The sequence below is a fragment of the Cytobacillus eiseniae genome (assembly GCF_017874625.1).
Classification (GTDB): domain Bacteria; phylum Bacillota; class Bacilli; order Bacillales; family Cytobacillaceae; genus Cytobacillus; species Cytobacillus eiseniae.
In genome coordinates, this window is sequence record NZ_JAGIKZ010000024.1 from 21,410 (window position 1) to 47,376 (window position 25,967).

The 25,967-nt window shown below is 35.9% G+C and carries 22 protein-coding genes and 3 tRNA genes; 6 read left to right on the forward strand and 19 right to left on the reverse strand.

Translation table 11 applies throughout. The features are described 5' to 3' along the window. Positions 1-6: 6 nt before the first annotated feature. Genes J2Z40_RS15715 through brxF form a run of 3 tightly spaced genes read right to left on the reverse strand, consistent with a single transcriptional unit; the run spans position 7 to position 6,933 of the window. The gene (locus J2Z40_RS15715) at positions 7-2,772 is read right to left on the reverse strand and encodes a DNA methyltransferase (RefSeq protein ID WP_066398769.1); all 2,766 of its coding nucleotides are present in this window, start codon (positions 2,770-2,772) and stop codon (positions 7-9) included. 10 nt (positions 2,773-2,782) lie between these two features. After that, on the reverse strand, positions 2,783-6,466 hold the full coding sequence (locus J2Z40_RS15720; RefSeq protein WP_066398773.1) for a DUF6079 family protein: 3,684 nt from the start codon (positions 6,464-6,466) through the stop codon (positions 2,783-2,785). Positions 6,467-6,480: 14 nt separating this feature from the next. After that, positions 6,481-6,933, reverse strand: a complete 453-nt coding sequence (gene brxF / locus J2Z40_RS15725; RefSeq protein WP_066398776.1) for a BREX-3 system P-loop-containing protein BrxF — start codon at positions 6,931-6,933, stop codon at positions 6,481-6,483. A 340-nt stretch (positions 6,934-7,273) separates the two neighbouring features. Between brxF and J2Z40_RS15730 the strand changes: the two genes are divergently transcribed. From J2Z40_RS15730 to radC, 4 genes are all read left to right on the forward strand, one after another. Then, positions 7,274-7,477: a hypothetical protein gene (locus J2Z40_RS15730; protein WP_066398782.1), complete on the forward strand. Its 204-nt coding sequence runs from the start codon at positions 7,274-7,276 to the stop codon at positions 7,475-7,477. Between the two features lie 37 nt (positions 7,478-7,514). Further along, entirely contained in the window at positions 7,515-8,021 is a 507-nt protein-coding gene (locus tag J2Z40_RS15735) for a hypothetical protein (protein WP_066398784.1), read from the forward strand. Between the two features lie 25 nt (positions 8,022-8,046). Beyond that, on the forward strand, positions 8,047-8,805 hold the full coding sequence (locus J2Z40_RS15740) for a hypothetical protein (RefSeq protein WP_066398786.1): 759 nt from the start codon (positions 8,047-8,049) through the stop codon (positions 8,803-8,805). 195 nt (positions 8,806-9,000) lie between these two features. Then, positions 9,001-9,609, forward strand: a complete 609-nt coding sequence (gene radC / locus J2Z40_RS15745; protein ID WP_245350131.1) for a RadC family protein — start codon at positions 9,001-9,003, stop codon at positions 9,607-9,609. A 319-nt stretch (positions 9,610-9,928) separates the two neighbouring features. Here the strand turns inward: radC and rlmH (J2Z40_RS15750) are convergent, their stop codons facing one another. The 4 genes from rlmH (J2Z40_RS15750) to J2Z40_RS15765 all read right to left on the reverse strand — a co-directional run bounded on the left by rlmH (J2Z40_RS15750) (position 9,929) and on the right by J2Z40_RS15765 (position 12,143). Then, a complete protein-coding gene (gene rlmH / locus J2Z40_RS15750) occupies positions 9,929-10,408 on the reverse strand; it encodes a 23S rRNA (pseudouridine(1915)-N(3))-methyltransferase RlmH (RefSeq protein ID WP_066398790.1) in 480 nt (159 codons plus the stop codon). Between the two features lie 73 nt (positions 10,409-10,481). Then, positions 10,482-10,817: a hypothetical protein gene (locus tag J2Z40_RS15755; protein WP_066398792.1), complete on the reverse strand. Its 336-nt coding sequence runs from the start codon at positions 10,815-10,817 to the stop codon at positions 10,482-10,484. A 97-nt stretch (positions 10,818-10,914) separates the two neighbouring features. Further along, a complete protein-coding gene (locus J2Z40_RS15760) occupies positions 10,915-11,931 on the reverse strand; it encodes a hypothetical protein (RefSeq protein ID WP_066398794.1) in 1,017 nt (338 codons plus the stop codon). 56 nt (positions 11,932-11,987) lie between these two features. Beyond that, the gene (locus J2Z40_RS15765; RefSeq protein ID WP_157087865.1) at positions 11,988-12,143 is read right to left on the reverse strand and encodes a hypothetical protein; all 156 of its coding nucleotides are present in this window, start codon (positions 12,141-12,143) and stop codon (positions 11,988-11,990) included. A gap of 127 nt (positions 12,144-12,270) precedes the next feature. Here J2Z40_RS15765 and J2Z40_RS15770 point away from each other — a divergent pair, with 127 nt between their 5' ends. Together J2Z40_RS15770 and J2Z40_RS15775 are read left to right on the forward strand one after the other, a co-directional pair. Further along, entirely contained in the window at positions 12,271-13,047 is a 777-nt protein-coding gene (locus J2Z40_RS15770; protein ID WP_066398798.1) for a hypothetical protein, read from the forward strand. Beyond that, positions 13,047-14,804: a recombinase family protein gene (locus tag J2Z40_RS15775; protein ID WP_066398799.1), complete on the forward strand. Its 1,758-nt coding sequence runs from the start codon at positions 13,047-13,049 to the stop codon at positions 14,802-14,804. Before J2Z40_RS15770 ends, J2Z40_RS15775 begins: the two co-directional genes overlap by 1 nt. On the opposite strand, the gene rlmH (J2Z40_RS15780) is transcribed toward J2Z40_RS15775, so the two are convergent. The 12 genes from rlmH (J2Z40_RS15780) to J2Z40_RS15835 form a co-directional block, all read right to left on the reverse strand. After that, on the reverse strand, positions 14,706-15,185 hold the full coding sequence (rlmH, locus tag J2Z40_RS15780; RefSeq protein ID WP_083953984.1) for a 23S rRNA (pseudouridine(1915)-N(3))-methyltransferase RlmH: 480 nt from the start codon (positions 15,183-15,185) through the stop codon (positions 14,706-14,708). The genes J2Z40_RS15775 and rlmH (J2Z40_RS15780) overlap by 99 nt on opposite strands. An 80-nt stretch (positions 15,186-15,265) precedes the next feature. Beyond that, positions 15,266-15,427, reverse strand: a complete 162-nt coding sequence (locus tag J2Z40_RS15785; RefSeq protein WP_066398800.1) for a CxxH/CxxC protein — start codon at positions 15,425-15,427, stop codon at positions 15,266-15,268. A 188-nt stretch (positions 15,428-15,615) separates the two neighbouring features. Next, entirely contained in the window at positions 15,616-16,836 is a 1,221-nt protein-coding gene (locus J2Z40_RS15790) for a S1C family serine protease (RefSeq protein WP_066398803.1), read from the reverse strand. Between the two features lie 545 nt (positions 16,837-17,381). Next, complete coding sequence (locus tag J2Z40_RS15795; RefSeq protein ID WP_066398808.1) at positions 17,382-18,176, reverse strand: MBL fold metallo-hydrolase; 795 nt, start codon at positions 18,174-18,176, stop codon at positions 17,382-17,384. A 6-nt stretch (positions 18,177-18,182) separates the two neighbouring features. Further along, positions 18,183-18,983: a two-component system regulatory protein YycI gene (locus J2Z40_RS15800; RefSeq protein ID WP_066398811.1), complete on the reverse strand. Its 801-nt coding sequence runs from the start codon at positions 18,981-18,983 to the stop codon at positions 18,183-18,185. Beyond that, positions 18,970-20,301, reverse strand: coding sequence for a YycH family regulatory protein (locus J2Z40_RS15805; RefSeq protein WP_066398814.1), 1,332 nt, complete (start codon positions 20,299-20,301; stop codon positions 18,970-18,972). The genes J2Z40_RS15800 and J2Z40_RS15805 overlap by 14 nt, the downstream gene beginning before the upstream one ends. Continuing rightward, the gene (gene walK / locus J2Z40_RS15810; RefSeq protein ID WP_066398816.1) at positions 20,298-22,127 is read right to left on the reverse strand and encodes a cell wall metabolism sensor histidine kinase WalK; all 1,830 of its coding nucleotides are present in this window, start codon (positions 22,125-22,127) and stop codon (positions 20,298-20,300) included. Before walK ends, J2Z40_RS15805 begins: the two co-directional genes overlap by 4 nt. A 9-nt stretch (positions 22,128-22,136) precedes the next feature. Further along, positions 22,137-22,847 carry a response regulator YycF gene (gene yycF / locus J2Z40_RS15815; RefSeq protein WP_066398819.1) on the reverse strand — a complete coding sequence of 237 codons (711 nt, stop codon included), beginning with the start codon at positions 22,845-22,847 and terminating at the stop codon, positions 22,137-22,139. A gap of 180 nt (positions 22,848-23,027) precedes the next feature. After that, positions 23,028-24,497, reverse strand: coding sequence for a M23 family metallopeptidase (locus J2Z40_RS15820; protein ID WP_066398821.1), 1,470 nt, complete (start codon positions 24,495-24,497; stop codon positions 23,028-23,030). A gap of 407 nt (positions 24,498-24,904) precedes the next feature. Next, a tRNA-Phe gene (locus tag J2Z40_RS15825) sits at positions 24,905-24,977 on the reverse strand. A gap of 204 nt (positions 24,978-25,181) precedes the next feature. Continuing rightward, positions 25,182-25,253: transfer RNA gene (locus J2Z40_RS15830), tRNA-Glu, on the reverse strand. Positions 25,254-25,264: 11 nt separating this feature from the next. After that, positions 25,265-25,340, reverse strand: a tRNA-Lys gene (locus J2Z40_RS15835). Positions 25,341-25,967 lie beyond the last annotated feature (627 nt).

Below are 25,967 nucleotides of genomic sequence, written 5' to 3' on the forward strand. Positions count from 1 at the left end.
ACTCCTCTACATTCCTATGCGGATTTGCGCTTGATCAAAATACATCAGTAATTTATCATCTTCTTGAATTACTTTTTCAGGTAATCGTTCTCCTACTTTTACAATTGTCTCGAAGTCTTTTTCGCTCCATGCCTTTTTAAATCCAGTACGAATTGCTTCTGTACGGAACTGTTTTAGTTTCTTTTTGTTACCTTCAATTTCAGTTTTATAGCTTTCAAACTCACGTAACAATGACTTTTCACGTAATTTTTCTAAATCCGCTTGTTTATTTGGATCAGGAACATACCAACGACTCTTCCCTTTTTCCTTTAACCTTGAATCTGATTTTTCTAAATTACGTAAGTCCTTATAATTTGAGCTTAGATATCCGTGGATTTGACTCGGAACATCTTCATTACCATCGTATATTAAAAAGTTCTGTTCCAAAAGATCATCTAATTCTGGCAATAATTCATGTTTTGCAATATGTTGAATTTCTCTCATAAAGTTAGGATGTAAATCCTGCCTAGTTTGAGGTTTATTCATTAATTGTTGACGAATCCATTCGATAGCACTATTTTCATCAGAAACAAATAAGCTCAACTGAGAAAATTCCTTTACGAGAGTCCTTTTCTTATCATATTCAGCTACTTGATCTTCTAAGAAAGCCATTCCATCCCTCATTGGAAATCGCTGTGCAATACCAATTTGAAAATCAGCAGAAGAAATAGGTACTGGTAATCCCCTTTGGACATGATATGCTACCATACGGTCGAATAGTATTCTTGGTGTTCTTTCCGCAATTACTTGAGCTTCGCCTTTTACACCTATGAATTTTGGTAATTGTTCTAGATGTTGTCTTACAAATGTCCAAGATGACTCTTCAGTGTTTATTTCTTTTTGCATTTTCTCTATATTTTCCATTTTTGGTTTATACGCAGAAATAACCAGATCCTGTTTAACAGCTGTTGTAGAAGTAATAGCCTTGAAACTACCTTGCTTCTTGTTTAATGCAGATACATTAGCAATAATGAACCCAGCTCTTTCCATTGCTTCTCTAATAGCATTCCAAATTGATGATTGTGAATTACTAAATTCAACAGTAATCCATCTTCCCGGTTTTAATACTTTGTAATAATTTTCAAAGGATTGGGTCATAAGGGATTGATATTCATTTAATTGTTTTTGTTGCTTATCATTCATTATTGCCTCGGATTTATTATCTGTCTTTACTCTTAACCATGATTCCCACAGAAAGTTTAGTTCAGAGTACATTATATTCCCCCCAAATGGAGGATCAATAAAAATGTAATCTATTGATTCATTGGGTAACTGTAATTTAGTTGCTGTAGATACAGAAAGACATACATTCCCATATGATTTTTTAAATGACAGATTCTTAGGTACTTTTTTTGCGAACCTGTTGATTGCATCAAGAGCAGAAATCTCCCTTAATAAGGCTGGAATATAATATGTACCACTTAATGGGCCTCCACCTTCATAATTTGGAGTCCATCTGTATAATTTCGTTGTAGAAAATGCAACTCCTGTTAATAACATTAGTAGTTCATTTCTTAATTCATGATTTTCAACTAATTTATAAAACGTAGATAATACTATTAAACTTCTTTTTGTATAGAATTGATGAATATGATTTATGCCATGGCTATTTTTGGGTTGTAGAGTATTATAACCATCAGGTAAAAGGTCTTGTGGAAACCAATTATCAATATGGTATTCATCAATTTTTTTCAATAACTCATAATCATTTTCGTCTGGTGCTTTTTCAAATCTTTTTGAACCATATTTGTAGTTTATTGATACAAGCTTCTGTTTTGCTACTTCCGTTACCTTCTTTAAGGAAATATCATAAATAGGTTCCCAAACCCTTTGAAGATTCCTCTTATTTAAAATAGAATCACAGTTTAAACATTTAAACTCCTTCTTTAATTCTTGAGTTGAAGGTTTAACAGCAATATCCCAAAAAACCAATTCGTGATTACACTCAGGACAATAGAAGACATCACTCCATACTGTATAGTTCACATTACCAAAGGAATCACCATTATGCTTTGTTCTATATAACCACTTACATTCTTCCTCTAATTCAGAAAGAATCGAATTAATTGCTCTTTCTAACTTTCGTTGATTTATTTCTTTATTAAAATTTGATGCTATAAAGTATGCAGCAGGTGAAAGATCACTTAAAACAGACTTTCTAACTCCAACTTTCGAAAAAATATTATTATTTTCGTCTAATACTTCCCCTTTTTCGCTAATACTATATCCTAATTCTTTTATTACCTTCTCTTCGCCGCACATCTGTGCTGCAACTCCTGTCATCCCTGTACCAGAGAATCCGTCTAAAATTACATCACCAGGATTTGTATAATGAAGCAAATATCTCATAATAGCCTTATGAGGAACTTTAGTGTGATAACCATGAGTTTTATAAATGATATCTGTCTTACCTTCACTTATGTCTGCAATGAATGGTTCTCTTTTATATTCATTAGTATTATCTTCCAGTTCAGACCAATTATTAATAATTTGATCTAACCATGGATTAGGACATACTGTATAAAAAGGTGGATCAGAAAGTGCAAGTATATCCTCATCTTCACCAATTGGAAAGCCTTCTACTTTTTTTAATTCAGGTAATTTCTTTCGTAATTCTTCTCGAAAATATTCCCTTCGCTCTGCATCATTTTTGAAAGTAAAGCCCAGACATGTAACTGGGCCTTTGCTTGTTTCTTCTTCGAACAAGGTTGCTTGTTCAGTTTTTTCAGACATGTTATACCTCCTAGACGTTCAATAATATTCTCACATTATTCTTTGGTTGTGTTCCAACTTTTTGTCGTAACATTTGATCAAAACGCTGCTTTAGTTCTTCAACAGTTAAAGGCTGTCCATTGTTCATCATCTGCTCTAATTCAGATACTGTAATGATTACCCTCTCAATTCCTTGCAGTAGAACTGTAATTGCCTCAACAAGCTTTATATTGATAGGTAATGTTAATGTTTGTTGTTGAATAAATTCTTCAACTAATTGTCTTTGATCCGGCTGTAGCATATCAATGTTCTCTTTTATTTCTGGATCACGTAAAGTAGTAAGCAATGAAGATGTCCAATTATTCAATAAATCTTCTAACTCTTCTTCTAGTTCATCTAAATTCTGATGGCGAGTATATGGTTCGTCTTTTGGTCGGAAATGACAAGTTTTACAAATTGGTGAATGCTCTAATTTCTCTTTTGTTAAATCCCAACATGCTATCATATCATCAACTTTTTGTAACCATTGATCAAGAGGTTGGGATGAAAGAAGGGAAATCTTTGAAAGCTTTCGTAAGGCATCTACTCTGTTATCTGTTAATAAAGCTTCTTTTTTATTCTCTTCTGTTGCGTTAATTCTTGCTTTATCATGAAGAGCTAAATAAATTGAGTAATATTCCTCTTTTAATTTCCTTAGAACCTGTCTTTCTTGCTGACCATCTTCATTGTTTCTTAATGCGTGAATAAGGTCTTCCAATGCCCCTTCTACTTTTCCATGCCACTCGTGAGATGATAGCAAATGGTTTTGTGCATTAACCAAATAAATTGCTTCCTGCGATATCTCTATTGCACGTTTTTGTTGTTCAATTAAATTATTGGTTAAGGTTATACGTTCCTTCTGCTCAATGACTTCATCTACACTGAATTTAAAGTTTTTTAGCTTTGCAGGTGTATCATAAATTTGTAAATCATTTAAAAATGTTTTTAATTTCGCAAGTTCATTACGGAAGTCGTTTACTTGATCCGTATTAAATAATGTTACATCTAAGAAAGGTATGCCATTTTTAATTTCATGGTCTAATCGAACTACCTTATCCAATAACAGTTTCGACTCCCTATTTAATTGTCCTACAGCTAATTGGAGGGCATTATTTTGTAGTAACCCTCTACCTATATTGAATAAATCAAATAGCTCTCCTAGTGCAGCTAATGGTAAATCACTTGGTTTTTTAATATGAGTGAAATCAGCAATTTGTTCAGCAGATAACCTAATCAGCTCGTCAAATTTCATCCCGTCATATGTATTACCATTAATTGTAATCACAATGTCACCGTTAAAGACGAGTGCTGCTAGAAGCACTGCAAATAATTCAGGTTCCAAATCAAATTTTAGGGTTCTTTTTACTTCTTCATTTTTATTAAATGTCTCAATAATATCCAATAATTCAGAGGCATTAACAACTTGTCCTTCCGATTTTGATTCCAATACTTCAATTACCCATTTGGCATAACCTGATTTACGAACATTTAACTTTTGATTTTCATCAAGGAGGACTAGCCCATCTAAAATTGTAATTCCATTTTTCGTTTTAGGTTGTTTGATATTTCGAATAGCTTCAGGGATATACGTAGTAATCATACTACTTCTTGTAATTGGCTCTCTAATATTACGGAATGTCGGATAATCCGGATACTTATCATTGAACCATCCGTTCAAGCAATCATCTGCAGCAGCATCAATTACCTCTTTGACAGATGCTTGTGCAGGTGCTGAAATACTCCATTCCGCAATTCGTTTTGTCTCACCTTTATACGTCATTTTATAAGCTGTCGGCATATTTACCTTAAACCATGCAGTAAGTTGCTTCATATAATGAGAAGCCTTATCCTCATATAGATTACGTGAGCCACTAGAGGCCGTCGTTGCCATTTCTCTTGCACCAGCATAGAATCTTAAATTACGATAAAAATCTTCATCTTTTGTTTCCAGTATGAAGAATACCTCATCTGGTTTATTTTCATTTTTTAAATGTTTCTTATCAAAAATAGGTAGCATATAAATATAAAAATCTCGTTCCGGTTGAGTAGTGGAACGCTCATCAGGGTAACCAAAGAACAAGTAGCCTGGACGAGTTACTTTATGCTCATACCATGGGAGCTCATGTTGCCATATACGATAATTAGATCTATATCTAGTTTCTGTAGTATTACCCGTTTGTACAGAAAGCACATCAAAATAATATTGATCCATTTTGTCTTTACTTAGCATTTCGGCTTTTTGTTCAATTAAACTATCTACATCAATATCCTTTTGTAAATCTAGATAATATTGTCCGTTTTCTTGATTGACTGAAATATATTGGTAACTCACTGTTTTCTGTATTTCCTTTAAAACTACCTCAATTAAGCCTCTTAGAAATTCAGAGTCTTCTTCTGGAAGGTGAGCATACAAAAAGAGTTGGTCACGTAATTCCTCAGCAGTAACCCCTACTTTTGAAAAAATATTATCTGTTGTTAATCGGAAAACGGAAAGTGCTTGAACGACACGATACGCCATTGGACGATATAATGGTTTCGTAAAAGCATTTTCAATACGGTCTAATAAAATTGTCGCTTTTGACATCACTTCTTTAACATTTGGGTTTGCTTTTAATGCCTTATCCCCTTCAATATATGGCCAATAACTATCATACGAAATGAATCCCGGTTGGTCATTTGGAACTTCTTGATCAAGCAATTTTTTCATTTCGAGGCTTAATGTTTTCAGAATTACACGTTTTTCTGCTACTGTTACTCTTTCAAATGTAGATAGGTAAGATGGATGGATTGGAAACAATTCAACATATTTTTCTAGTTGTTCATTTAATTTATTATATAGCGGTGTAAACCGTTGTAAATGTTCTCGAATAATAGCCTTTTGCCGGTCATCTTTTCGTAGTAAACGTTTTGAAACTACATATTCAATATCCTCACGTACAATAACGGCTTGTTCTGTTCTCTCTTTTACGCGGCTTAGTTGTTCGGCAACAAACGAGAATTTTGGATTATCAAACAACATCTCCTGTATCCCTGTAATGAATCGGAAACGAGATGTTCTACATATTTCACCCATTGCACGTAAAAAGTTTAAGTCGAGCATAAGTTCTTGTTCATTTCGAGAACGTAAATAATCAAGTAACTCATCCACGATCAAAAGTAAACCTTGTTCTGGATACTCTTCTTCAAAAGTAGCCATCATCTTGATTAATTCATCTTTATTGCTTCGTATTTTTTCTAGGTCTGGAGCCTCGTAATCAACTCCAATTGATTGTAGATAATCAGTCAGCTCTCCAAACACAAATTCCTGAAGAGACATACGTATACCGTCTAACTCTGTACGAAGAACCTTAAATTTACCTTCAATCTCTTTTGCTTTTTTTGCAACTTGTGAGTGATTGACCCTCTCAGCAGAATTCTCGAGTTCAGCTATCGTTGAGATAACACTCATTAAATGTGATTTACCCGTTCCATAGTTACCTACAACGAGTAACCCTTTATTATCTGCAGGTCGTTCAAATTGTAATTGCTCAATAATCGTTTCGTTTATCACTTCTGCCATACGATCAGAAATTACATATGTATCAACTAATTCAAATGCCTTTTCGGTATTGGTGGATTCTTTTAACTGTACAATTGTTTCGACTGGATCAAATTGAATCAAATCACGATATTGCATAATGACCTCTCCTTTTAGACATGTATAATATGATCTTCATATCCGTCTGCTTCAAAGTACTCTGGATGATCAGGTGTTCCATATTTTATTGATCCCTTAACTACTTCTCCTGGCCAATCAATTAGAATTACCTTGTTGCCACTGATATATTCGATTAATCCGATTGGATTTTGTTTTAGTTCTTCGTCAAATAAATAATGAATTCGACTTAACAAAATAACTTCGTTGTCAAGTTCATTTATTAGATTTTGCAATTCATCCTTAACTACCCGCTTTCGTCTGGAAACTGGCACATCTTTTAAACGTATAGCCAGTTCCTTATTAACATTGATAGATGGTATACCCATTTTTGCAATTCCATTATGTAGTTCTTTTTCATTACTTTGTTGATACATCAAAAGTAAGAATTGATACCTTTGTCTTCGTATAGCCAGTATTTCTTCATTTAACCGCTCTATATTATTCACTTACTCACCTCTTTTTATAGAGATATCCTTATATCAATATTACACGATTGGAAGATAGATGGGAACGGATTCACTTGAATTAACGATATTTCCTTATGTCTTTTCACCTATTTGTTCTTCCGTACTAAGGAACCATATTCCAGTAATCTTATATAGCTTAAAAAAACACACAAATTTTCTGCCGCTACCACCATTTATATACGAAAGGGGGTACCCATCCGTTTCATGCCCCACCCCTTTATATAAACCGTTGTTTATTCCTTTGGATAGATAACGGTTTTTCGCGTTACAGAGACGACATGCGTGGTGAGAGGAGCGCACTATGAAAGGAGGAATGAAGATGAACAACTCATTGATCAATATCCTAATCGAAGCTAAGAAACTAAACAAATGGATCCCTGCAAAGTTTCTAGTGAAGTATGACATTCAGAAGCTTAATCTATCAAAACTTGAGGATGATGGACTCATTCTGACTATGAAAAGTAAGTCAGATGGATTGGTATTGAAGCTAACACTCAAGGGCTATCACCACTTCAACAAATAATTAGGATTATCCAATAACATTTAGGAGGAATTTTATTATGCGGAAGAACTTATGGTTGGATCATGAATTGATTGATGGGAAAGGAGTTCCTATTCCAGAGATTAAAACAATCTATCAATCTTTATTAAATGAAAATGAAAAAATTAGAGATGAGATAGTTGATTCCATTGAATGTAATGACTACGTAAGGCTATCTCATTTACTAGTTAGTAGAAGTAAGATCCAATCCGCTATAAAGGATGTTGAATCGTTACATGAAGACGATTTGAAAGATTATGTTTCTACTAAAGAGCGAGTTTCGCAAGTACTTAGCAATGCTGCAAATTCTATGGAAGCAAATGGTGAAGATGTATTGTTAATAGTTACAAACAGCTTAGAAAAATTGAATCAATCAGCACACAGCTTGGTAACTAAGTCATTAGATATTTCATCTAAAGCAGTCAGTAAAGGTAATCAACTTAATCATAAAGCAGGAAAGTTTCTAGTAAAGAAGACATCGAATGGATTATTCAAGCTTGCTAATGCAATTAATAAAAAATCTTAATCTATTGAAATGAGGTGACAATCATATGAAATCAGGTATGCATTCTAAAAGGAACAAAATAGTACCCTTTTCCAACAATATTGAATCTGAGATTGTTTCACTACCTAATATTATCGTATCGACTGCCGAATCAAAACGAAGGGTAGAAGAACTACAAGCATTCGTCGAAGAAGTACTAGTGAAAGGTGTTGATTATGGGTTAGTAAATGGATTTTTAAAACCTACATTACTTAAACCTGGTGCTGAAAAACTATGCGATGTATTTGGGTTCTCGAAAACAGTAGATGTCGTCAATCGCATCGAACAATGGGAATCAGGAATCTTTGCATATGAAGTAAAGTTGACGCTCGTACGCAAAGACAATGGGCTTGTTGAGGCTGAAGGCCTAGGTAGCTGTAATAGTAAAGAGTCATCTTTTCAGCAACAAGACCCTTATACAATCGTTAACACCGTATTGAAGATGGCAAAAAAAAGAGCGTTGATTGATGCAGTTCTATCTGCAACACGTTCAAGTGGTATCTTCACCCAGGACATTGAAGATTTTCCACAAGCAAAAGTTAAGGCAAGTAAAGGAGGTGGTGAACAAGCAACAAAGGCTCAATTACAGACGATTTTCCGTATCGTCGACGAAATGGACATGCCGACAGATGTTGCAAAAGAATTGATGAAGATGACTTTTGGTGTTGAGCGTAGTACACAGCTAACCAAGAAACAGGCTTCAGACTTTATCCAAGATTTACTGGTGCTGAAGGAGGTGAGGATGATGGAAAACCATATTGATTGAAAGCACATGGATTGCAATTGCGGTCGATGTGCTTTTTTTAATGCACAAAAATAGATGAGCTCATCGGCATATGAACTCATCTAAAAGTATTACTCAACAATAGTATATTGCAGAACAGGTATTAACTCAATCGGGAGGGACGCTCATCGTCTCTCCTTTTTTAATTCAATCAAACAAATAATGGAGGAATTTATAATGAACAATTCAATCGATAAAATCACTTTTAGAACTTTATTAGCAACAACAACTCGCGAAAAGGAAGATAGTTATGTAGTGAACGAACTATTCACCCGCTACCCATCTATTCAGGAATTATTAGCTGTAACTGAGGATGAGTTGCTACAAATCAAGGGAATCGGAAAAGTAAAGGCAAAACAAATCATTGCTGCTTTACAACTTGCTCGCATGAACCCGTGTCCAGTTGAACAACGATTTACGATCCGTTCGCCCCAAGATGCTTATGATTACCTTAAGGATATGCAATATTTAAATCAGGAGCATTTTGTAGTTCTTGGCTTAAATACTAAAAACCAAATAGTCTTCCGTGAAACAGTATTTGTCGGTTCACTAAATGCTAGTATCGTCCATCCAAGGGAGGTGTTTAATCATTTAGTTCGTCGTAGTTGTGCAAGTGCAATAGTGGCACACAACCACCCTAGTGGCGACGTTTCACCAAGTATGGAGGACATTAATGTAACAAAACGCTTAGGTGAGGCCGGAAAGATGATGGGTATTGAGATCTTGGATCATATCATCGTTGGTCATGAAAAATATACTAGTTTGAAAGAAAAAGGATATCTATAAAAAATATTTTTAGGAATGTCAGTGAAGGTGCTAGAAATAGCACCAACACTGGCTTTCTCTTAAAATCATCAAGTTATGGGCTAAAGTTAGAATAAGTTATCACTTTTTTGATGAGTACCGCTATGGAAATGACCTTAAACCTTGGTATACAGGGGGTTCCTATGAATTCTGTATAAATATTATAAACTGCTAAAAACTAAAAATGCTCTATTACTATGTATTAATCCGCTACAACCCAAAATTGTAACATTGAAATTGGAGAAACTTGATATATTTAATAAATACCCTACCTACGGATATGAATATAATCGCTTAAAAATCATTTATGATAAGGTTCATTTTTCTGTATTTTGAATGCACGATATACCTGTTCTATTAAGATAAGCTTCATTAGTTGATGTGGAAATGTCATTTTAGAGAAGGATAATTTTTGATCTGCTCGATTTAGCACATCATCACTTAATCCATTTGATCCACCAATAACAAATGAAATCTGACTTCTACCATGGATGCTCAACTTCTCCATTTCACTAGCCAATTGTTCTGATGACCAGTTATCTCCTTGTATAGCAAGAGCAACAACATATTGATTCGGTTTAATCTTGTTTAAGATACGTTCTCCTTCTTTTTGTTTCACTTGATACAGTTCCTTATCACTTAATTGCTCAGGGGCTTGCTCATCACTCACTTCGTCCATTGTTAATTTACAATATGGACGTAATCTTTTTTCAAACTCGGCAATACCCAGCTTTATGTATTTTTCTTTCACTTTACCAACACTTACAATCTGTATTTGCATTGATAATCACCTCTTCATTAGATTCTTCAGCTAGTACCCTGGTATTTTCCAAGGCACTAGTTTGAATTAATTTTTACGCGTACTGATATCCTTTGTTATTCATTATTCGTTCTTTCTCCAATGTATAAATATAAGGAATATGGCTTGATATATCAGTAAAATCAATAGACATAATATATTGCTCATATTTAAATACCATTGCATCCTGTATCTTCTGAGCAACTTTATCATTAATCTCTACAACAGCCCGTCCATTTGTTTGCGGGAACTCAACTACATACATTTCTGTGTCATCATCTATTTTTAATATAACACCGTTCATCGTATGTATTGAGTCAAGTTTAACCCGACCAACAGCTAGTATATCATGTGTTGGAAAAGTATCTATAATATCGACAATTACACTCATATCATGATGCTCCTTATCATTATCTCTACGTATCAAGGCATTGATGCACATTTTAGCAAATGGTATAATCAAATCAACTTATAATTTTTATGGCTGTCTACTGTTTTACAGTGGCAGTCTTTTTTTGTGGCACTATTCGTAAGGGAGGCAACATGTTATCTCCAATAAGCAATACATCTGTTCCAAGAATACCTCTTAATTGCATTTTTCTCTTTCTGAATGTTGATGCAGCATATTTGTTTAGGCACTCATCCTCACCGCTAAACAGCAACTCTGTAGCAAATGCTATTAGAGATGATTTGGTTCTAAGTGGAATGGTTTCCTGGTTTATAGCATCTATTACTTGCTGCAATGATGTGTATTTTACACCACTACTTAACCCGTTCCGATCCAAACCCTTTTGCAATATCTCAGCTGCGACATCCATTTTCAAAATCTCCATTGCCCTTCTGTCTGGACTTATTTTACGTATTTCTGTATCTGAAAGCTCAATTTCATATCTAAGTATGCCTTTTGCCCTCTTAAGATGTCGGGATTTATTAGGATATTGATGCTGTTGTTCCACCTCCGCTTCTTTATCGTAAATCTTCTCTTTTTTCTTGGCGGCCTTCCATTCTACCGATTCTACCCTATCACTTCCCTTAGCGTTATACGTCCTTTTTTGGTATTTCGCTATTGAGCGACTGGACATAGCATTTAAATATCGGCTCTTTAGTTGACCAACATTAAAATTCTTACAAACATGCACCTTTTCAGCCGTCCAAGTATTAATTGGCGGTATTCTTGAAAGATCAGCCTTGAGCTTTACTGATATATATTTACGCATCATTTTAAAAAACGTATCAATATCATCAGCTTGCAGTTCATTGACATTAGAACCATATAAAAATGCCGGTATAGATACCTCCACTTTTAACCTGCATTTAGAAGGATCATCCTCCCTGTATGTGTATCTTATGAATGGCAAGCCTTTAAAATCATTATCGTACAGCTTCTTGAAAATGGTGTTATTTACAGCTTGTCTTCTTGAAGAATCCGTTTGATCCCACTCTATATTCTCTATTTCCAGTTTCGACAACATTAAAGGTATTGCTATTTTCACAGTATCAAACATGTATCTCACGCTCCTTAAGTAGCTAGTTGTGCACGTATTACAGAGAAATGCGAAATTTACTCCTTATTTTTGAATTGCTCATACACAACATCTGCCATCCTTTGAATAAACTGATTACCCTTTTCTTCTTTCTCTTTTAGCCAATCAGCAATACTCTCTTCATTTTTTAAAAAGGAAATATCACATTCACTTACATTTATTGTTTCACTCAATTTAAGTCACCCCGCTTTCTTGATTGAAAGCATAACACAACATAATTCAAAATATCAATACCCCTATCTAATATTTTAATTTTGTGTTATAGTGTATTTAGAAAATAAAATGACAGGAAGTGAAACAATGAAGAAGATTACGTTAAATAAGACAAACCTAACTGATCTAGCAGATCTATCAATTGGAAAAAGAGTACGCTATATTCGTGAACATCTTCAAAAGGAGTGTGGGAATTCATTTAGTGGAAAAAGCGTAGCAAATCGAATTCAGTTATTTTCTCAATCCACATTAACAACGTTTGAAAGAGATAAAACGAAAGATATTCCCTCAAAGGTTCTATACGCTATTGCCAAGGATTTCGGCGCTGACTTATACATGTTCTTTGACGACTTCTATAAAAATAGCAGCCAGGAATCCGTTGTATTAATTCCACCTTTATACAACAAGGATGATATCGATGAGGAAAATTGGGCTAATAGTGAACATAATAAAAATCAAATGGCTATTAAAACAAACCCGCTTCTCGAAAATGAATACGCAATAAAAACAACAGTTAGTAAAGTAGCTTCAAATGAAGATGAACAAATAACGTTTATCTTTAAGAGCCGAGTAAAATATACTGAACAACACCTGTTTTACTTGCTCTCTCAAATCATTAATCAAATTAATACGATTGATGTAACAATTGAACCAGAACTTGGGGAAAGTAGTAAGCAACTAGATTCAATAAAACTAGCTAAAGATTATATCCAATATGGGAAAACTTCCTTACATGCATTTCCTTGGCATGCTAGTAAAGATAAGTTAATCCTTGATAATAAAGCATTTGAAAAAGCTGCAGAGTATACTGAAAGACTTTCAGAAAATCTTAACCAAAAACCAAAAGAAAAGGAGAAGAAATAATGGATAACAAAACAAAAGCCGTCCTTTATGCACGGGTTAGTACAGAAGAGCAAGCTACAGAAGGATATAGTATAAATGCTCAAAAAGAGCTTCTATACGAATACGCCAACAAGAATAACATTGAAATCATCGAAGAGTATATCGATGAAGGAAAAAGTGGTAAAAGTATTGAAGGTAGACCTGAAATGAAACGTCTGTTGAGAGACGCTCGTGAGGAAAATTTTCATGCTGTTATTATATATAAGCTCGATCGTCTATCTCGAAAAACAAAGGACGCATTAGAAATTGCAGAGAAGCTTGATTTCCATAATGTTCAGCTAATCAGTTATTCTGAAAACATCGATACTACTACCCCTGGAGGAAAGATGTTTTTCACTATTTTGAGTTCAGTTGCAGAAATGGAACGTTCCACTATTATTGACCGCGCTAAAATGGGGATGGTTCAACGTGCCAAAGAAGGCTATTACAATGGAGGAAGAGTGCTTGGTTACGACAGTATTAATAAACATTTAGTGATAAATGAGGAAGAAGCTAATATCATCCGTCTAATATTTGATTATGCAGAGCAGGATTTAGGTTATAAGGCCATTGTAAGTCGCATTAATACCATGGGCTATAAAACAAAACGAGGATTTGACTTTTCCATTAACACCATTAAACAAATCCTAGACAATCCACTTTACATAGGTAAAATTCGTTTTAATATGTATGAAAACTGGGCTGAAAAACATCGTAAAGGAAAGAACAAAGATTATATCCTTGTTGATGGGAGACATGAATCCATTATCGAACAGGAGCAATGGAATCGAGTACAACAATCTCGAAAAAAGCGCTCAATAAAGCCAGCCCAATCCAATAATCCATACATATTAAATGGACTTATTAGATGCCCTGAATGCGGATATGGAATGGTTTCTGGATCATCAAAAGGAGCGAAGGGTAAAAAATACCGTTATTATGTATGTGGACTATTCCACAACAAAGGTAGCAAAGCATGTAGTGCACATTCCATTCGTGCAGATCGAGCAGAAGAACAAGTATTTGAGGAATTGGAACGCATCGTGTCTGAGCCATATGTATTGAAACGGATTGTTGATAATGTTAATGAGAAGCGTATTGATGCAAGAACCCCAATTAATGATGAGATTAAGATATTACAAACTAAGCTGAATAAGGTAGAAGTTCGAATTAATAACATTACGAATCAATTAATGGATGATCCCTCACTGGTTGCTATTTTCAAGCCAAAATTAACCGGGCTTACCGAAGAACAAGCAGAGCTTCAAAGCAAACTTAAAGCTTTAAATACTGAATTAGAAGAATGTGATACAACACCTATTGATGCTCAAGCATTGCATAATCTTTTAACAAACTTTGATAAGGTGATAAAGGATGCAGAGCCTGAACAACAAAAGGCATTACTCCGCTTAATCATAAAGAATATACAGATTAGTAAAGAGGCACCTCGTGGGATTGGGCGACATATAAAGAAAATCAATCTATATTTTGACTTTACAATAGAGGGATTAGAAGAACATACCCTAGAGTTATTAGATACAGTTTCTATGGATTTTATTGCACCTGTGGAATCATGGATGTTAGAAAATGAGGATGGTAAAATGTTAAGCGAAATGATGGATTCGCTTAATATTTTACCCTTAAAAGATGTACGGTTCCCCCCGCAAAATCCGAAACGCCCGATACACCTGCTCCACCAACACCAGCCTCATCAACTGATGTGGAAATGTCATCTTTGAAAAGCTTAGCTTCTCATTCGCTCGTTGCAGGACCTCTGAACTTAACCCAAGCGATCCACCTATCACAAAGGCAACTTTGCTTTTTCCGTACGTGGCTAGTTTGTCCAAGCCATCAGCAAGTTCTTCTGATGATTTCATTTTTCCTTCAATGGCAAGGGCAATGACATGCGCATCTGGGTGGATCTTTGCTAAAATTCGCTCGCCTTCCTTTTTTTTCACTTGGCGCATTTCTGTTTCGCTTAGCTCTTCTGGTGCCTTTTCGTCAGGAACTTCGATCACTTCGACTTTTGCATAGGCTGACAGTCTTTTTAAGTATTCATCAATTCCGAGCCTTAAGTATTTTTCCTTTAGTTTGCCAACTGTAATAATTGAGATATTCACAGGTCATCCTCACTTTACAAACAAGATATCCACAAGAGTTATACACATATCCACATTTTCTATCCACATATTGTGGGAGATCATGCGTTCTCTACCATATATACTGCCTGATTTCGACAATATTCACAGGTTGTTGATAACTCTCCTCCTTCCGAAACCTTCGTTAATAATGGAAATGTTTCATACTCATCAACGACTGTATCTATTGCTATATCAATATGTTCCTCACAACTATAGATCATATAAACCTTCTCCTTCTTCTAAAAAAAATGTCTTATTATTATTCGAGTTGTGGATGATTTTCATCCACTCTACTCTTCTTACTTATCCACATCTCTCCCATCTTATCAAAACATGCCCGCTAATAAAACCATTTATCTTTTATCCACAATAAAAAAGACAGGAGCACCTTGCTCCTGCCTTTCACTCTTTAAAACGTATCTCCACTTAATTTCAATGTTGTTTCTTCTAGCTTACCTGCTCGGTAAAACTTCACTTTCATTTGGTCGCCAACATTTTTTTGGATGTATAGATGCTGGCGAAGTTCAATCACATCTGTGATTGGCTCTCCATCCATCTCTACAATTACATCCATTTCTTTCAAGCCAGCTTGGGCAGCTGGTGAATTTGGCTCCACATTTGTAATGGCCACTCCTGATTTTACTTCACTTGGGAGCTTTAATGCCTCCTGCTGATAATAGCCAGGAATTTCACTTACGGATGCTAAATTAATTCCCATGTATGGACGCTTAACCACTCCATACTTTTCAAGATCATCAATAATAGGCTGTGCATAATTGATCGGAATCGCTAACCCTATGCCTTCAACAGCTGATTCTGCAATTTTCATGGAGTTAATGCCGATTACTTGCCCGCTAATATTGACGAGTGCGCCACCGCTATTCCCTGGATTAATCGCTGCATCTGTCTGGAGCACCTCAGCCTGCCAATCTGCACTGCCATTTTGATCAATATCTACCGGTACTGTCCGTTCTAAACCTGAAATAATTCCTAATGTAACCGATCCTTCAAACGTTCCTAGCGGGTTACCAATGGCAATCACAGGCTCTCCCGTTTTTAAGGCAGCTGAATTACCGAACTCTGCAACCGTTTTAATTTCCTTTGCATCCACTTCTAGAACAGCTAGATCCGTCCATATATCACTGCCAACAAGCTTTGCGGGAATTTTCACTCCACCAGCCAAACTGATCTCTAGTTGCTGTGCTCCCTCTACTACATGGTGATTCGTAACGATGAAGGCCTTATTTCCTGCCTTTTTATAGATAACTCCTGATCCTGTTCCTGCAGGCACACCCGCTTCTCCCTCCATGCTTGACCAGAAGCCCGCTGCTTGGATATTTGTAATACTTACGACTGCATCTCCTGCTTTATCAACAGCCTTTGTCACATCTGTTACAACATTTAAAGATACATTTTGTGTTTGAACTCCCTGATCTGTTGTTTCACTTTTTATTTGTTCATTTGGTTCGACTGAATAAGGAAGAATATTGTAATCTACAAGCTTAGGAATCGCAATAATAACAAGCATCGCACCAAGAATCACACCAACAAGACTTGCTAAAAAGTAGCCACCCGTATTCCTTTTTTGTTTGCTCGACCGATTTTGATAATCTTGATCATAATAACCCATACAACACCAGTCCTTTCCTTTATGGCATCCCTAATAATGCCGATATAAGTCCTATGATTTATTCTTCCTTCTTACCCATTATTATACTCTCTCCTTTTTAATAAACTAAGAAAAATACGATGCTAAAAGGCAATCTTACGACTTTGTTCATAAGTTAGATGAAATTTGTTTAAAAAAGGCTATTTCATACTTAATTATTCATACACGGAGGATTTCTACCCAGAAAGCTGAGGAAACAAAATATAAGCGGAATAATTCCGGTTAATTTAAAAAAGAAAGCTTAAAAAGTGAATATAAGCGGAGAAAGTCCGGTTAATTGCTTAAAATAAGACATAATCCATCAATTTGGGTTAAATAAGCGGAATAATTCCGCTTATTTTTAAGGAAATAGAGGTATTTCCCAATATAGCCGGAATTTCTCCGCTTATTTTTCAAATATTGTACAATCAATATTCAGTTTTAAAAGGGCCAATTTAAAACAACAATCTTTTCAATAAATAGAGCGAAAAAAATGAGCACCAACGATTGTGGCACTCATTCATCTATTAAACAGCTGTTAATGCAGTTGGTATTTTCGGATCTGTATCATATAGTTGAAACTGTTCCCCTACTCGAATTCCTCTGCTCTCAAGTGTTTGAGCAACAGCCATTCTGGCGAGATCTTTCATATTATTATCCTGACTTAAATGGGCCAAGTAGATGCGTTTTGTTCGATCACCCGCCACTTCACTCATTGCAATGGCTGCATCTTCATTGGATACATGGCCAACATCACTCAGAATCCTTCTTTTAATGCTCCATGGATATCTACCCATTCGTAGCATTTGTACATCATGATTGCTCTCAAATACATAGGCATCTGCATTCGAAATAAGGCCCTTCATTCGGTCGCTCACATAACCTGTATCTGTAATAATGACAATCTTCTTTTCCCCATGATGAAAAACATAGAACATCGGATCAGCAGCATCATGTGAAACACCAAAGGATTCAATATCTAATCCGCCAAATGTTTTTACTGTTTCCATATCAAAGGTGAACTTTTGTTCTACAGGGACTTGTCCGATTAGGCCATCCATCGCTTGCCATGTTTTTTGATTAGCATAGACAGGTAGCTTATACTTTCTAGCGATAATCCCTACGCCTTTAATATGATCACTATGCTCATGAGTGACTAAAATCCCTGAGAGCTTTGCAATATCCCGGTCGATTTTCTGAAATAAGGCTTCCATTTGTTTTCCGCTTAGACCTGCATCAATCAGAAATGAATGATCCTCCGTCTCAACGAATACTGCATTCCCCGTGCTCCCACTTGCAAGAACACTAAATTGCAAAGTCATATCCTCTCACTCCACTATCTGTTTATCTTCGTTATTTAATTGAATAATTTGCCCCTCAAACGCATGAACAAATAAATTCTCCTCTTCGTTGATAATAAAACGCCAAGCTGGTGTTAAAACCTGCGATGTTCCAGTATGAACAAACGTCACATACCCTAAATCAACTTTTGTTATTTTGCTTTTTGGCTTTAATGACCCTTTTTCATACAATGTTTCAATCGCTTTATTCGGCTGAATAATTTTTTCTTCATCAGAAAGCTCTTCAATATTTTCTAGCAACGTTTGCTCATAGGATACAATATCGTTCTCTGAATTAAGATAGATCGTGAGCTCTCCACCAATGTTTTCATAAAAAATCTTATCTCTAAATTGCTGATAGTACATAATAGAGTTTCCTTCTTTTTTGTAAAAGCGATATTGATCTCCGAATAACACATGGTTTTTAATAAATGAGTTGATTTCTGCTACTTCTATTTTATCACTAAGCTCATAGGGCTTGTCTAGAACAGAGAGTAAAACCATCCCATCATTAATTGTTACTTTCTGTTCTTTTAGGATGTCTATTTCCATCTCTTCCAGCTTTTCATTATTGAAATCCTTAGGCTTAGCACTTAAATACATATCTTTTTGGAAATTCTTCGGGAGCTCACCATACTCAATTTCGTCAGCCTTCAGTCTTTTATCAAAAGATGCCTCTGTAATAAATTGATATTCGGAGTTATTTAATTTAAAGAATTCATACATTAAATACGTATTTAGGACTAGGAAGGTCAATATAAAGATTGTTTTAATTTTACTCCAATCCATGATTGCCTCCTCCCATTTCGTTGACGGAAATTTTGCTCCATGAATCATGGTATTTATAATACCAAGACGGTTCAAGATGGACTAATACGGTTTGCGAGTCCTTCTTCATCGTATAACCAATTACGACATCTTGAATCTGATCCATTTTGATTTCGTCCATCCCTTCGAGTACATCAATAATTTCATGGCCAGCTTGGAGAACCACTTCAGATGTATCTATTTGAGTACCTAATGAGAAATTGCTTCGTGAATACTCAATAATTTCATTTTGTCCCCAAGTATGACTAATTTCAGAGATGCCATACTCCTCACTAAAGATTGGATAGCCATTGCTCTCATACAAGCGGAATAAGACATCGTGGGTCGATTCATCTACATCAACATAGCGATAGTCCCCTGTCCAGCCACCATGTTCATTAATGAAATCGATGCTTCGTTTCAATAGATTATTAGAAGTAAAATGATTTTTACTACTCTCGACTGGATTCACATAAGAAAGTGTATTTCTTTCATTATTCACTCGCATGAGGCTTGAATAATCCTTATACTCTTCGCCTGATGACTGAAAATTTTTCTGAACAACACTTGGATCTGTAAATAGCGCATATTTATATTTCTCTGCATCTAATGGATTCGATAAATACTGGTATCTGAGCATTTTTGTTTCCTGTACGGGCAAGAACAATAAGCGTTCCTCCGCTATTTGATAGGAGAAATATTTATCATAATTTAAATTGTACTCCACATTCTTAAAGAAGCCCGTATTAAAATTATGGACAAAAGAAGAGGCAACATGGCTTCTATATGCTTGATCTCCTTGAGAGGAAACGAAATATACGTAGCTTTGTTCCTTTTCAGTCCCTTCTACATCAATCACAATCCGATCAAAGTGAAAATTAGGCAGTTCTTTCTCTTTTATATCAATGCTTGATCTGTAGAGATCGATTGGAACGGAATCAGGGAACACAATGACTGCATGACCTGATTGATGTATGAAAGAAGAATAATTGCTGATTTCGCTCATGACATTCTCAAAATCAGTAAAATTCCATCTGCTTATTTCAGCAATGACTTTCTTTATTTCGTTATTATCTACCGTGCCAAAATGCCTTTCCTTATCCTGATGATAGTAAATCCGCTCTGGCTTCACTATTTCTTCTACTTCCTTTTTATCACTAATGGCTACTTTTTCAACGGTATTATTTTGTTTATCCATTACTTCAACATTCGGCTGGTATGTCCATATGCTCCACGTTAATAGCACACTAGAACATACTAAAATGATTAATATGGCGGATTTAATATTTTCATATGTCATTCCCAATCATCCTCTTCCGTACGAACATAGGGCAGGCTGAATGAAATGGTTGTTCCTTTCCCTTCTTTACTTGTTGCCCAAATTTCCCCGCCATGCGCTTCCACCATTTCCTTGGCAATGGCAAGGCCAAGCCCTGTTCCACCAAGCTTCCTTGTTCTCGCCTTATCCACTCGATAAAACCGGTCAAATACTTTCTCAATATTCTCCTTAGGTATTCCTACCCCTTGATCAGAAATACTAATAATAATCAGATCCATATTCTCTTCCATGCGAAAAGTGACCTTTCCACCTTCTGGAGAGTATTTCAGTGCATTCGATATAATATTATCCAATACTTGAGTAAGCTTGTCCCCATCCATTTCAACAAAAGCTGTATGGGCTGGAAGCTTCCGATCAAATGTCACATTTTGATGCTTCGTTATTTCAAACCGATCGATAATCCGGTGAAAGAACGAAATGAAATCGACCCATTCTTTTTTTAAGCGATAGTCTTTGCTATCCATTTTGGATAATTGTAGCAAATCATTGACTAGACGGATCATTCGCTCAGTTTCTGTCTGGGTGACATCTAAAAACTTCGGTGCAATGTCTTGATCCTGCCATGCCCCTTCTGCTAGTGCTTCTAAATAGCTCCTCATTGTTGTTAAAGGCGTTCGTAACTCATGAGATACATTGGCAACAAATTCCCGACGCTCAGTTTCAATTTTTTCCTGCTCTGTAATATCATGAAGAACTGTGATTAAGCCATTTACAAACCCTGTTTCCTTCTGGATAACAGAAAAATTTGCCCGTAAAATCAATGTTTGCGACGGCTGACTATAATCCAAAATAACAGAATCCTGTTCAGCGAGGAGCTCATCAAACGTGTAGTCCTCTTCTAACCCAAGGAGGGAAACGATCGGCAACGTGAGGACTGTTTCACGTGAAACATTCAGCATTTCCGCTGCTGGCTCGTTAATTAAAATGACGCGTCCTTTCCGGTCAGTTGCAATGACCCCATCGGTCATATAGGAAAGAACAGAAGACAATTTTCTTCTTTCCCCTTCTGTCGTTGCCTGTGCTTCTTGAAGCTTTTTCGTTAAATTATTAAATGTCATCGCTAATTGGCCAATTTCATCATACCCATATACCTTTACTTTTCGGGAGAAATTCCCTTTCGTCATCGCAAGTGCATGTCTTCTCATATCTGACATTGGCCTTGTAATTGTTTGTGCTAAAAGAACACCTAATACGGCCGTAATTGCGAGTGCAATGGCTGTACCAGAAATAAAGATATTATTAATTTGCCTCATCTGTTGAAAGACATTTTCTATTTTGGCGACTAAATAAATCGCCCCTTCTACCTCTCCATTATGCGTAATCGGTGTAACCAATACCCATATGCGATTTCCCGCCTCGTCAATGCGATTCTCACTTGCTTGTTGAGCTGTTGCAATCGACATTCGAATGAGGGTTTCCGTTGTCCTTTGTGAAACAACTCCTTGATTGTCTTGGTCAGATGTTCCGATGATTTTTAACGTATCCCCTTCAATGACCCTTACTTCTGTAATATCAGGCGAATAGAAGTCTTTTAAGAGCTTATAAACATCTTCCTCAAGCGTAGGGCCCTCTTCATCTGACAAGCGCTCTTTCATTAGCTGCTCTTCAAGATAATAACCGAGCAAATTAATCCGATCCTGTATCGTTGTTTTAAAATTATCCTTTAAAGTAAATTCAAGCTGCCTTACAAAATAAACACCAATAATTTGCATGGCAATCAAAATTAACAAAACATAAATAATGACAAACTTCAGGTGAATCGAACGGAAAAAACCAACTTTTTTCATTAGTGATCCTTACTCCTGTTCAGGATTTCGCAAATAATAACCTACGCCTCTTCGAGTAACAATCCAGTTCGGGTGACTTGGGTTATCTTCAATTTTCTCACGTAAACGTCTAACTGTTACATCCACCGTTCGAACATCTCCATAATAATCATATCCCCAAACCGTTTGCAGCAGATGCTCCCTGGTCATGACTTGACCTATATGCTTAGCCAAATAATGGAGGAGCTCAAATTCACGATGAGTTAGCTCAATCGTCTCTCCTCGTTTTGAAACGATATAAGCATCTGGATGAATAGTCAGTAAGCCTACTGTAATTTCATTCGATTCATCCTCATCAACTGCATTTGCTGTAATTTGCTGATGGCGTCTTAAGTTTGCCTTAATACGGGCGATAAGCTCCCGCGTACTGAAAGGCTTTGTTACATAATCATCTGCACCAAGCTCAAGACCAATTACTTTATCAATTTCAGAGTCTTTAGCTGTCAGCATGATAATCGGCATATCATATTTTTTTCTAACTTCTCGGCACACTTCAATTCCGTCCCTTTGAGGAAGCATAATGTCAAGCAGAATCAAGTCTGGCTTAAGTTCTTCAACCTTTTCTAAAGCATCATTGCCATCATATGAACAATGAACCTCGTATCCCTCTTTTTTTAAGTTAAATTGTAGAATATCTGCAATTGGCTTCTCATCATCGACAACTAGAATTTTCTTTTCCATATTATTCTCCCTTTCCTACTCGATTATTGGGAATTCATTCGTTACAAGCTTTATGTGTAGTAATAATGTTACTTTACCATTTTTCAATTGGGAATACACTTACTTAGAAAGAAGTATCCTAAATCACTTAAAGGAAAAAAGTCTCTAGAGAGTACCTAGAGACTTTGCTTAGCATTCTTATTAACGAATATAATTTAATGGATTTTGGATTTTCCCATTTTTATGAATTTCAAAATGCAAATGGACGCCTGTTGAGTTACCGGTAGAGCCCATTACACCAATTTTAGAACCTTTAGAAATCGTTTGACCAACACTCACAGTAATAGAAGATAAATGTGCATAAAGTGTTCTATAGCCATTCTTATGATCAATGACTACTTTATTTCCAAAGCTGCCATCATAACCAGCTGATACGACCACTCCGTTATCTGCTGCTTTGATTGTACGGTTACTTGGTCTTGCGATATCAATTCCTTTATGCATTCTTCCCCAGCGATGTCCTACCTTACTTGAGACATATCCGCCATTCGCTGGCCAGATGAAGCTGCCATCACCACGAGATGGAATTACTTTTGTCCCTTTAATAACGATATGCTTAACTGGTTCTTGTAAAATATTTTCCTTCGTCAATTCTTTTGCAATGGCTTGGCCATTTTGCTCAGAAATTCGATAAGTTGCTTCACGAATTCCATCTTTTCCTTCCTGTTTAACCTTTGTATCTCCTTTAAACATGGAGGAATCTTCGACCACTTCTTTCTCAAATGCTACGTTTTCCTTCACATACTTTTCTTTATCAACAATCACTTGAACATATGGCTTTAATACAGTTACATTTAATTCCTGATCTATTTGTAAAAGCGTTTCCTCTGTTAATCCAGGATTAATCGAAAGTAATTGTTCTACATCAAGGTTATGTGCATGGGCAATGCCTCCAAGGACATCTCCTTCTTTCACTTTATACTTCACTTCTTCAACTGATCCTTTTTCAAGAAGCTTGATCGTATCCTCAACTGACATCATTTTTGCAGGTTCTATTTTTTCATTAGAAACTGTCACTTCTTTTGATAATCGAACGTCTAATATACGAGATTCATTTTCTTTTAAAGGTGGAAGTGTGGACTGATCTTCCTTTTGTGCTTCTAAAGTTTGCAGTTCAGCTTCAGATACATACTTGGATTTTAACTTCTGGATGACATCCTTTGCTTGATCCGCTGTTTCTACATAAGCAACCGGTTTGCCCTCAATTACAATGGCATATGCATCTGCCTTTATACTAATCTCATTAACTACTTCTTTTGCTACCTCAGCATTATTCGCAGCGTTTAGATGGAATACTTGCTCTGGAACATAGGATATTTCAGCAGCTATAGATAAGTTCATATCTTTATACGTTGCCTTTGATTCCCCTAATTTTGCATTTACTTGATCTTCAATCATCTTTTTATCAGAAACAGTACCTATGTATTCGTCATTTACGTAAACATAATAGACAGTCATTAACTTTTCTCCATTTGCAAATGCAGCAGAACTTCCTGTAAAGGAAATGGCTGCTACAGCAAGAGCAGTAATAGCTGTCTTTTTAACTATTTTTGTCCATCTATTATATGTATTATTTTTCATTTCTATTAATTTTTTTATGGATTCTTGCATTGTTACATCCTCCTAGACTACGGTAACAAACACACTTTCATATAGTGCTATGTAACTATTTAAATTTTCCTGCAAATTTTCACTTCTCTACTTTATCACAAAATGATCTAGAAAGACCGCTAGTATGCATAATGTAACAGAATTGTATAATTGATGACATTTTATTACCATTTTTTATATTGAAATACGAAGGATTATAGGGTAAATTGTCGGAATGTTACTGAAAACATAAGTAGTAAAGCCTAATTTATCAAGGTTTCTACCATTTTTCTGTTAAATGAGGAGGAAATCAAAAAGAAGCTGAGGGATTAATCATGTGATTTTTCAAAAGCAGGCTTTTTATTACAAATATATTACAAAAAGGAACATGAATTTATTCATGTTCCCTTTTTCCTATTTTTCAATGATGGCTCAGGACGGAATCGAACCGCCGACACAAGGATTTTCAGTCCTTTGCTCTACCGACTGAGCTACTGAGCCATATATAGTTATTATATCATACACACCGTTTGTAAATTGCCTTTGTTCCAAAGCCTTTTAGTCTTTGTCACAGATTGCTATTCTGGGATGGTTCCCTTCGGACTGCAATCTGCTCTACCGACTGAGCTACTGAGCCATAAAATATAGTATAACAATCAGCAAGAAGGCCGTACTTGCCAGCCACTTACTGACCGTTATTTGCCATGACCCCTACGGGATTCGAACCCGTGTTACCGCCGTGAAAGGGCGGTGTCTTAACCGCTTGACCAAGGGGCCTAAATAAATCATGGTGAGCCATGAAGGACTCGAACCTTCGACCCTCTGATTAAAAGTCAGATGCTCTACCGACTGAGCTAATGGCTCGATATAAAATTTTGCTTCATAAAGATCGTTTATAATCTGACAGATGTTCCAAAGCTCTGCGTGCTTTGTCACAGATTGCTATTCGGTGATGATCCGCTTCGGACTGCAATCTGCTCTACCGACTGAGCTAATGGCTCGAAACAATACTTTCATTATGACGACGTTTTTTATAATATCATATAAACTAAGTAAAATGCAATAACTTTTTTACTGCAAAGATAAAGGAGAAGTTAGGAGGTTGTTGATGAATGCACTTTTTGAGTTAGTTTCTCTTTTTACTTTACAATTGATAGGTTATTCATACTTGATTATCTTTGAATTTTGTAGCTTATCGAGATTTTTGTCCCATAGAGCTTCTCTATGAGACATTTCCTCTTGCCTCTTCTGATCTTTTGTCCCATAAAACCCCTCTATGGGACATTTCCTCTTGCTTCTTCTGATCTTTTGTCCCATAGAGCTTCTCTATGGGACATTTCCTCTTGCCTATTCTGATCTTTTGTCCCATAGAACCCCTCTATGAGACATTTCCTCTTGCCTATTCTGATCTTTTGTCCCATAAAACCCCTCTATGGGACATTTCCTCTTGCCTATTCTGATCTTTTGTCCCATAGAACTTCTCTATGGGAC

What these genes read in the sequence shown, in the direction of transcription:
- J2Z40_RS15755 (WP_066398792.1), bottom strand. Translation starts at nt 10,817, where the DNA reads ATGAGTGTAATTGTCGATATTATAGATACTTTTCCAACACATGATATA.
- rlmH (WP_066398790.1), bottom strand. Translation starts at nt 10,408, where the DNA reads ATGCAAATACAGATTGTAAGTGTTGGTAAAGTGAAAGAAAAATACATA.
- J2Z40_RS15760 (WP_066398794.1), bottom strand. Translation starts at nt 11,931, where the DNA reads ATGTTTGATACTGTGAAAATAGCAATACCTTTAATGTTGTCGAAACTG.
- J2Z40_RS15800 (WP_066398811.1), bottom strand. Translation starts at nt 18,983, where the DNA reads ATGGATTGGAGTAAAATTAAAACAATCTTTATATTGACCTTCCTAGTC.
- J2Z40_RS15775 (WP_066398799.1), top strand. Translation starts at nt 13,047, where the DNA reads ATGGATAACAAAACAAAAGCCGTCCTTTATGCACGGGTTAGTACAGAA.
- radC (WP_245350131.1), top strand. Translation starts at nt 9,001, where the DNA reads ATGAACAATTCAATCGATAAAATCACTTTTAGAACTTTATTAGCAACA.
- J2Z40_RS15770 (WP_066398798.1), top strand. Translation starts at nt 12,271, where the DNA reads ATGAAGAAGATTACGTTAAATAAGACAAACCTAACTGATCTAGCAGAT.
- J2Z40_RS15805 (WP_066398814.1), bottom strand. Translation starts at nt 20,301, where the DNA reads ATGACATATGAAAATATTAAATCCGCCATATTAATCATTTTAGTATGT.
- J2Z40_RS15790 (WP_066398803.1), bottom strand. Translation starts at nt 16,836, where the DNA reads ATGGGTTATTATGATCAAGATTATCAAAATCGGTCGAGCAAACAAAAA.
- J2Z40_RS15740 (WP_066398786.1), top strand. Translation starts at nt 8,047, where the DNA reads ATGAAATCAGGTATGCATTCTAAAAGGAACAAAATAGTACCCTTTTCC.
- J2Z40_RS15795 (WP_066398808.1), bottom strand. Translation starts at nt 18,176, where the DNA reads ATGACTTTGCAATTTAGTGTTCTTGCAAGTGGGAGCACGGGGAATGCA.
- walK (WP_066398816.1), bottom strand. Translation starts at nt 22,127, where the DNA reads ATGAAAAAAGTTGGTTTTTTCCGTTCGATTCACCTGAAGTTTGTCATT.
- J2Z40_RS15820 (WP_066398821.1), bottom strand. Translation starts at nt 24,497, where the DNA reads ATGCAAGAATCCATAAAAAAATTAATAGAAATGAAAAATAATACATAT.
- J2Z40_RS15785 (WP_066398800.1), bottom strand. Translation starts at nt 15,427, where the DNA reads ATGATCTATAGTTGTGAGGAACATATTGATATAGCAATAGATACAGTC.
- J2Z40_RS15735 (WP_066398784.1), top strand. Translation starts at nt 7,515, where the DNA reads ATGCGGAAGAACTTATGGTTGGATCATGAATTGATTGATGGGAAAGGA.
- J2Z40_RS15720 (WP_066398773.1), bottom strand. Translation starts at nt 6,466, where the DNA reads ATGCAATATCGTGATTTGATTCAATTTGATCCAGTCGAAACAATTGTA.
- J2Z40_RS15730 (WP_066398782.1), top strand. Translation starts at nt 7,274, where the DNA reads ATGAACAACTCATTGATCAATATCCTAATCGAAGCTAAGAAACTAAAC.
- J2Z40_RS15715 (WP_066398769.1), bottom strand. Translation starts at nt 2,772, where the DNA reads ATGTCTGAAAAAACTGAACAAGCAACCTTGTTCGAAGAAGAAACAAGC.
- yycF (WP_066398819.1), bottom strand. Translation starts at nt 22,847, where the DNA reads ATGGAAAAGAAAATTCTAGTTGTCGATGATGAGAAGCCAATTGCAGAT.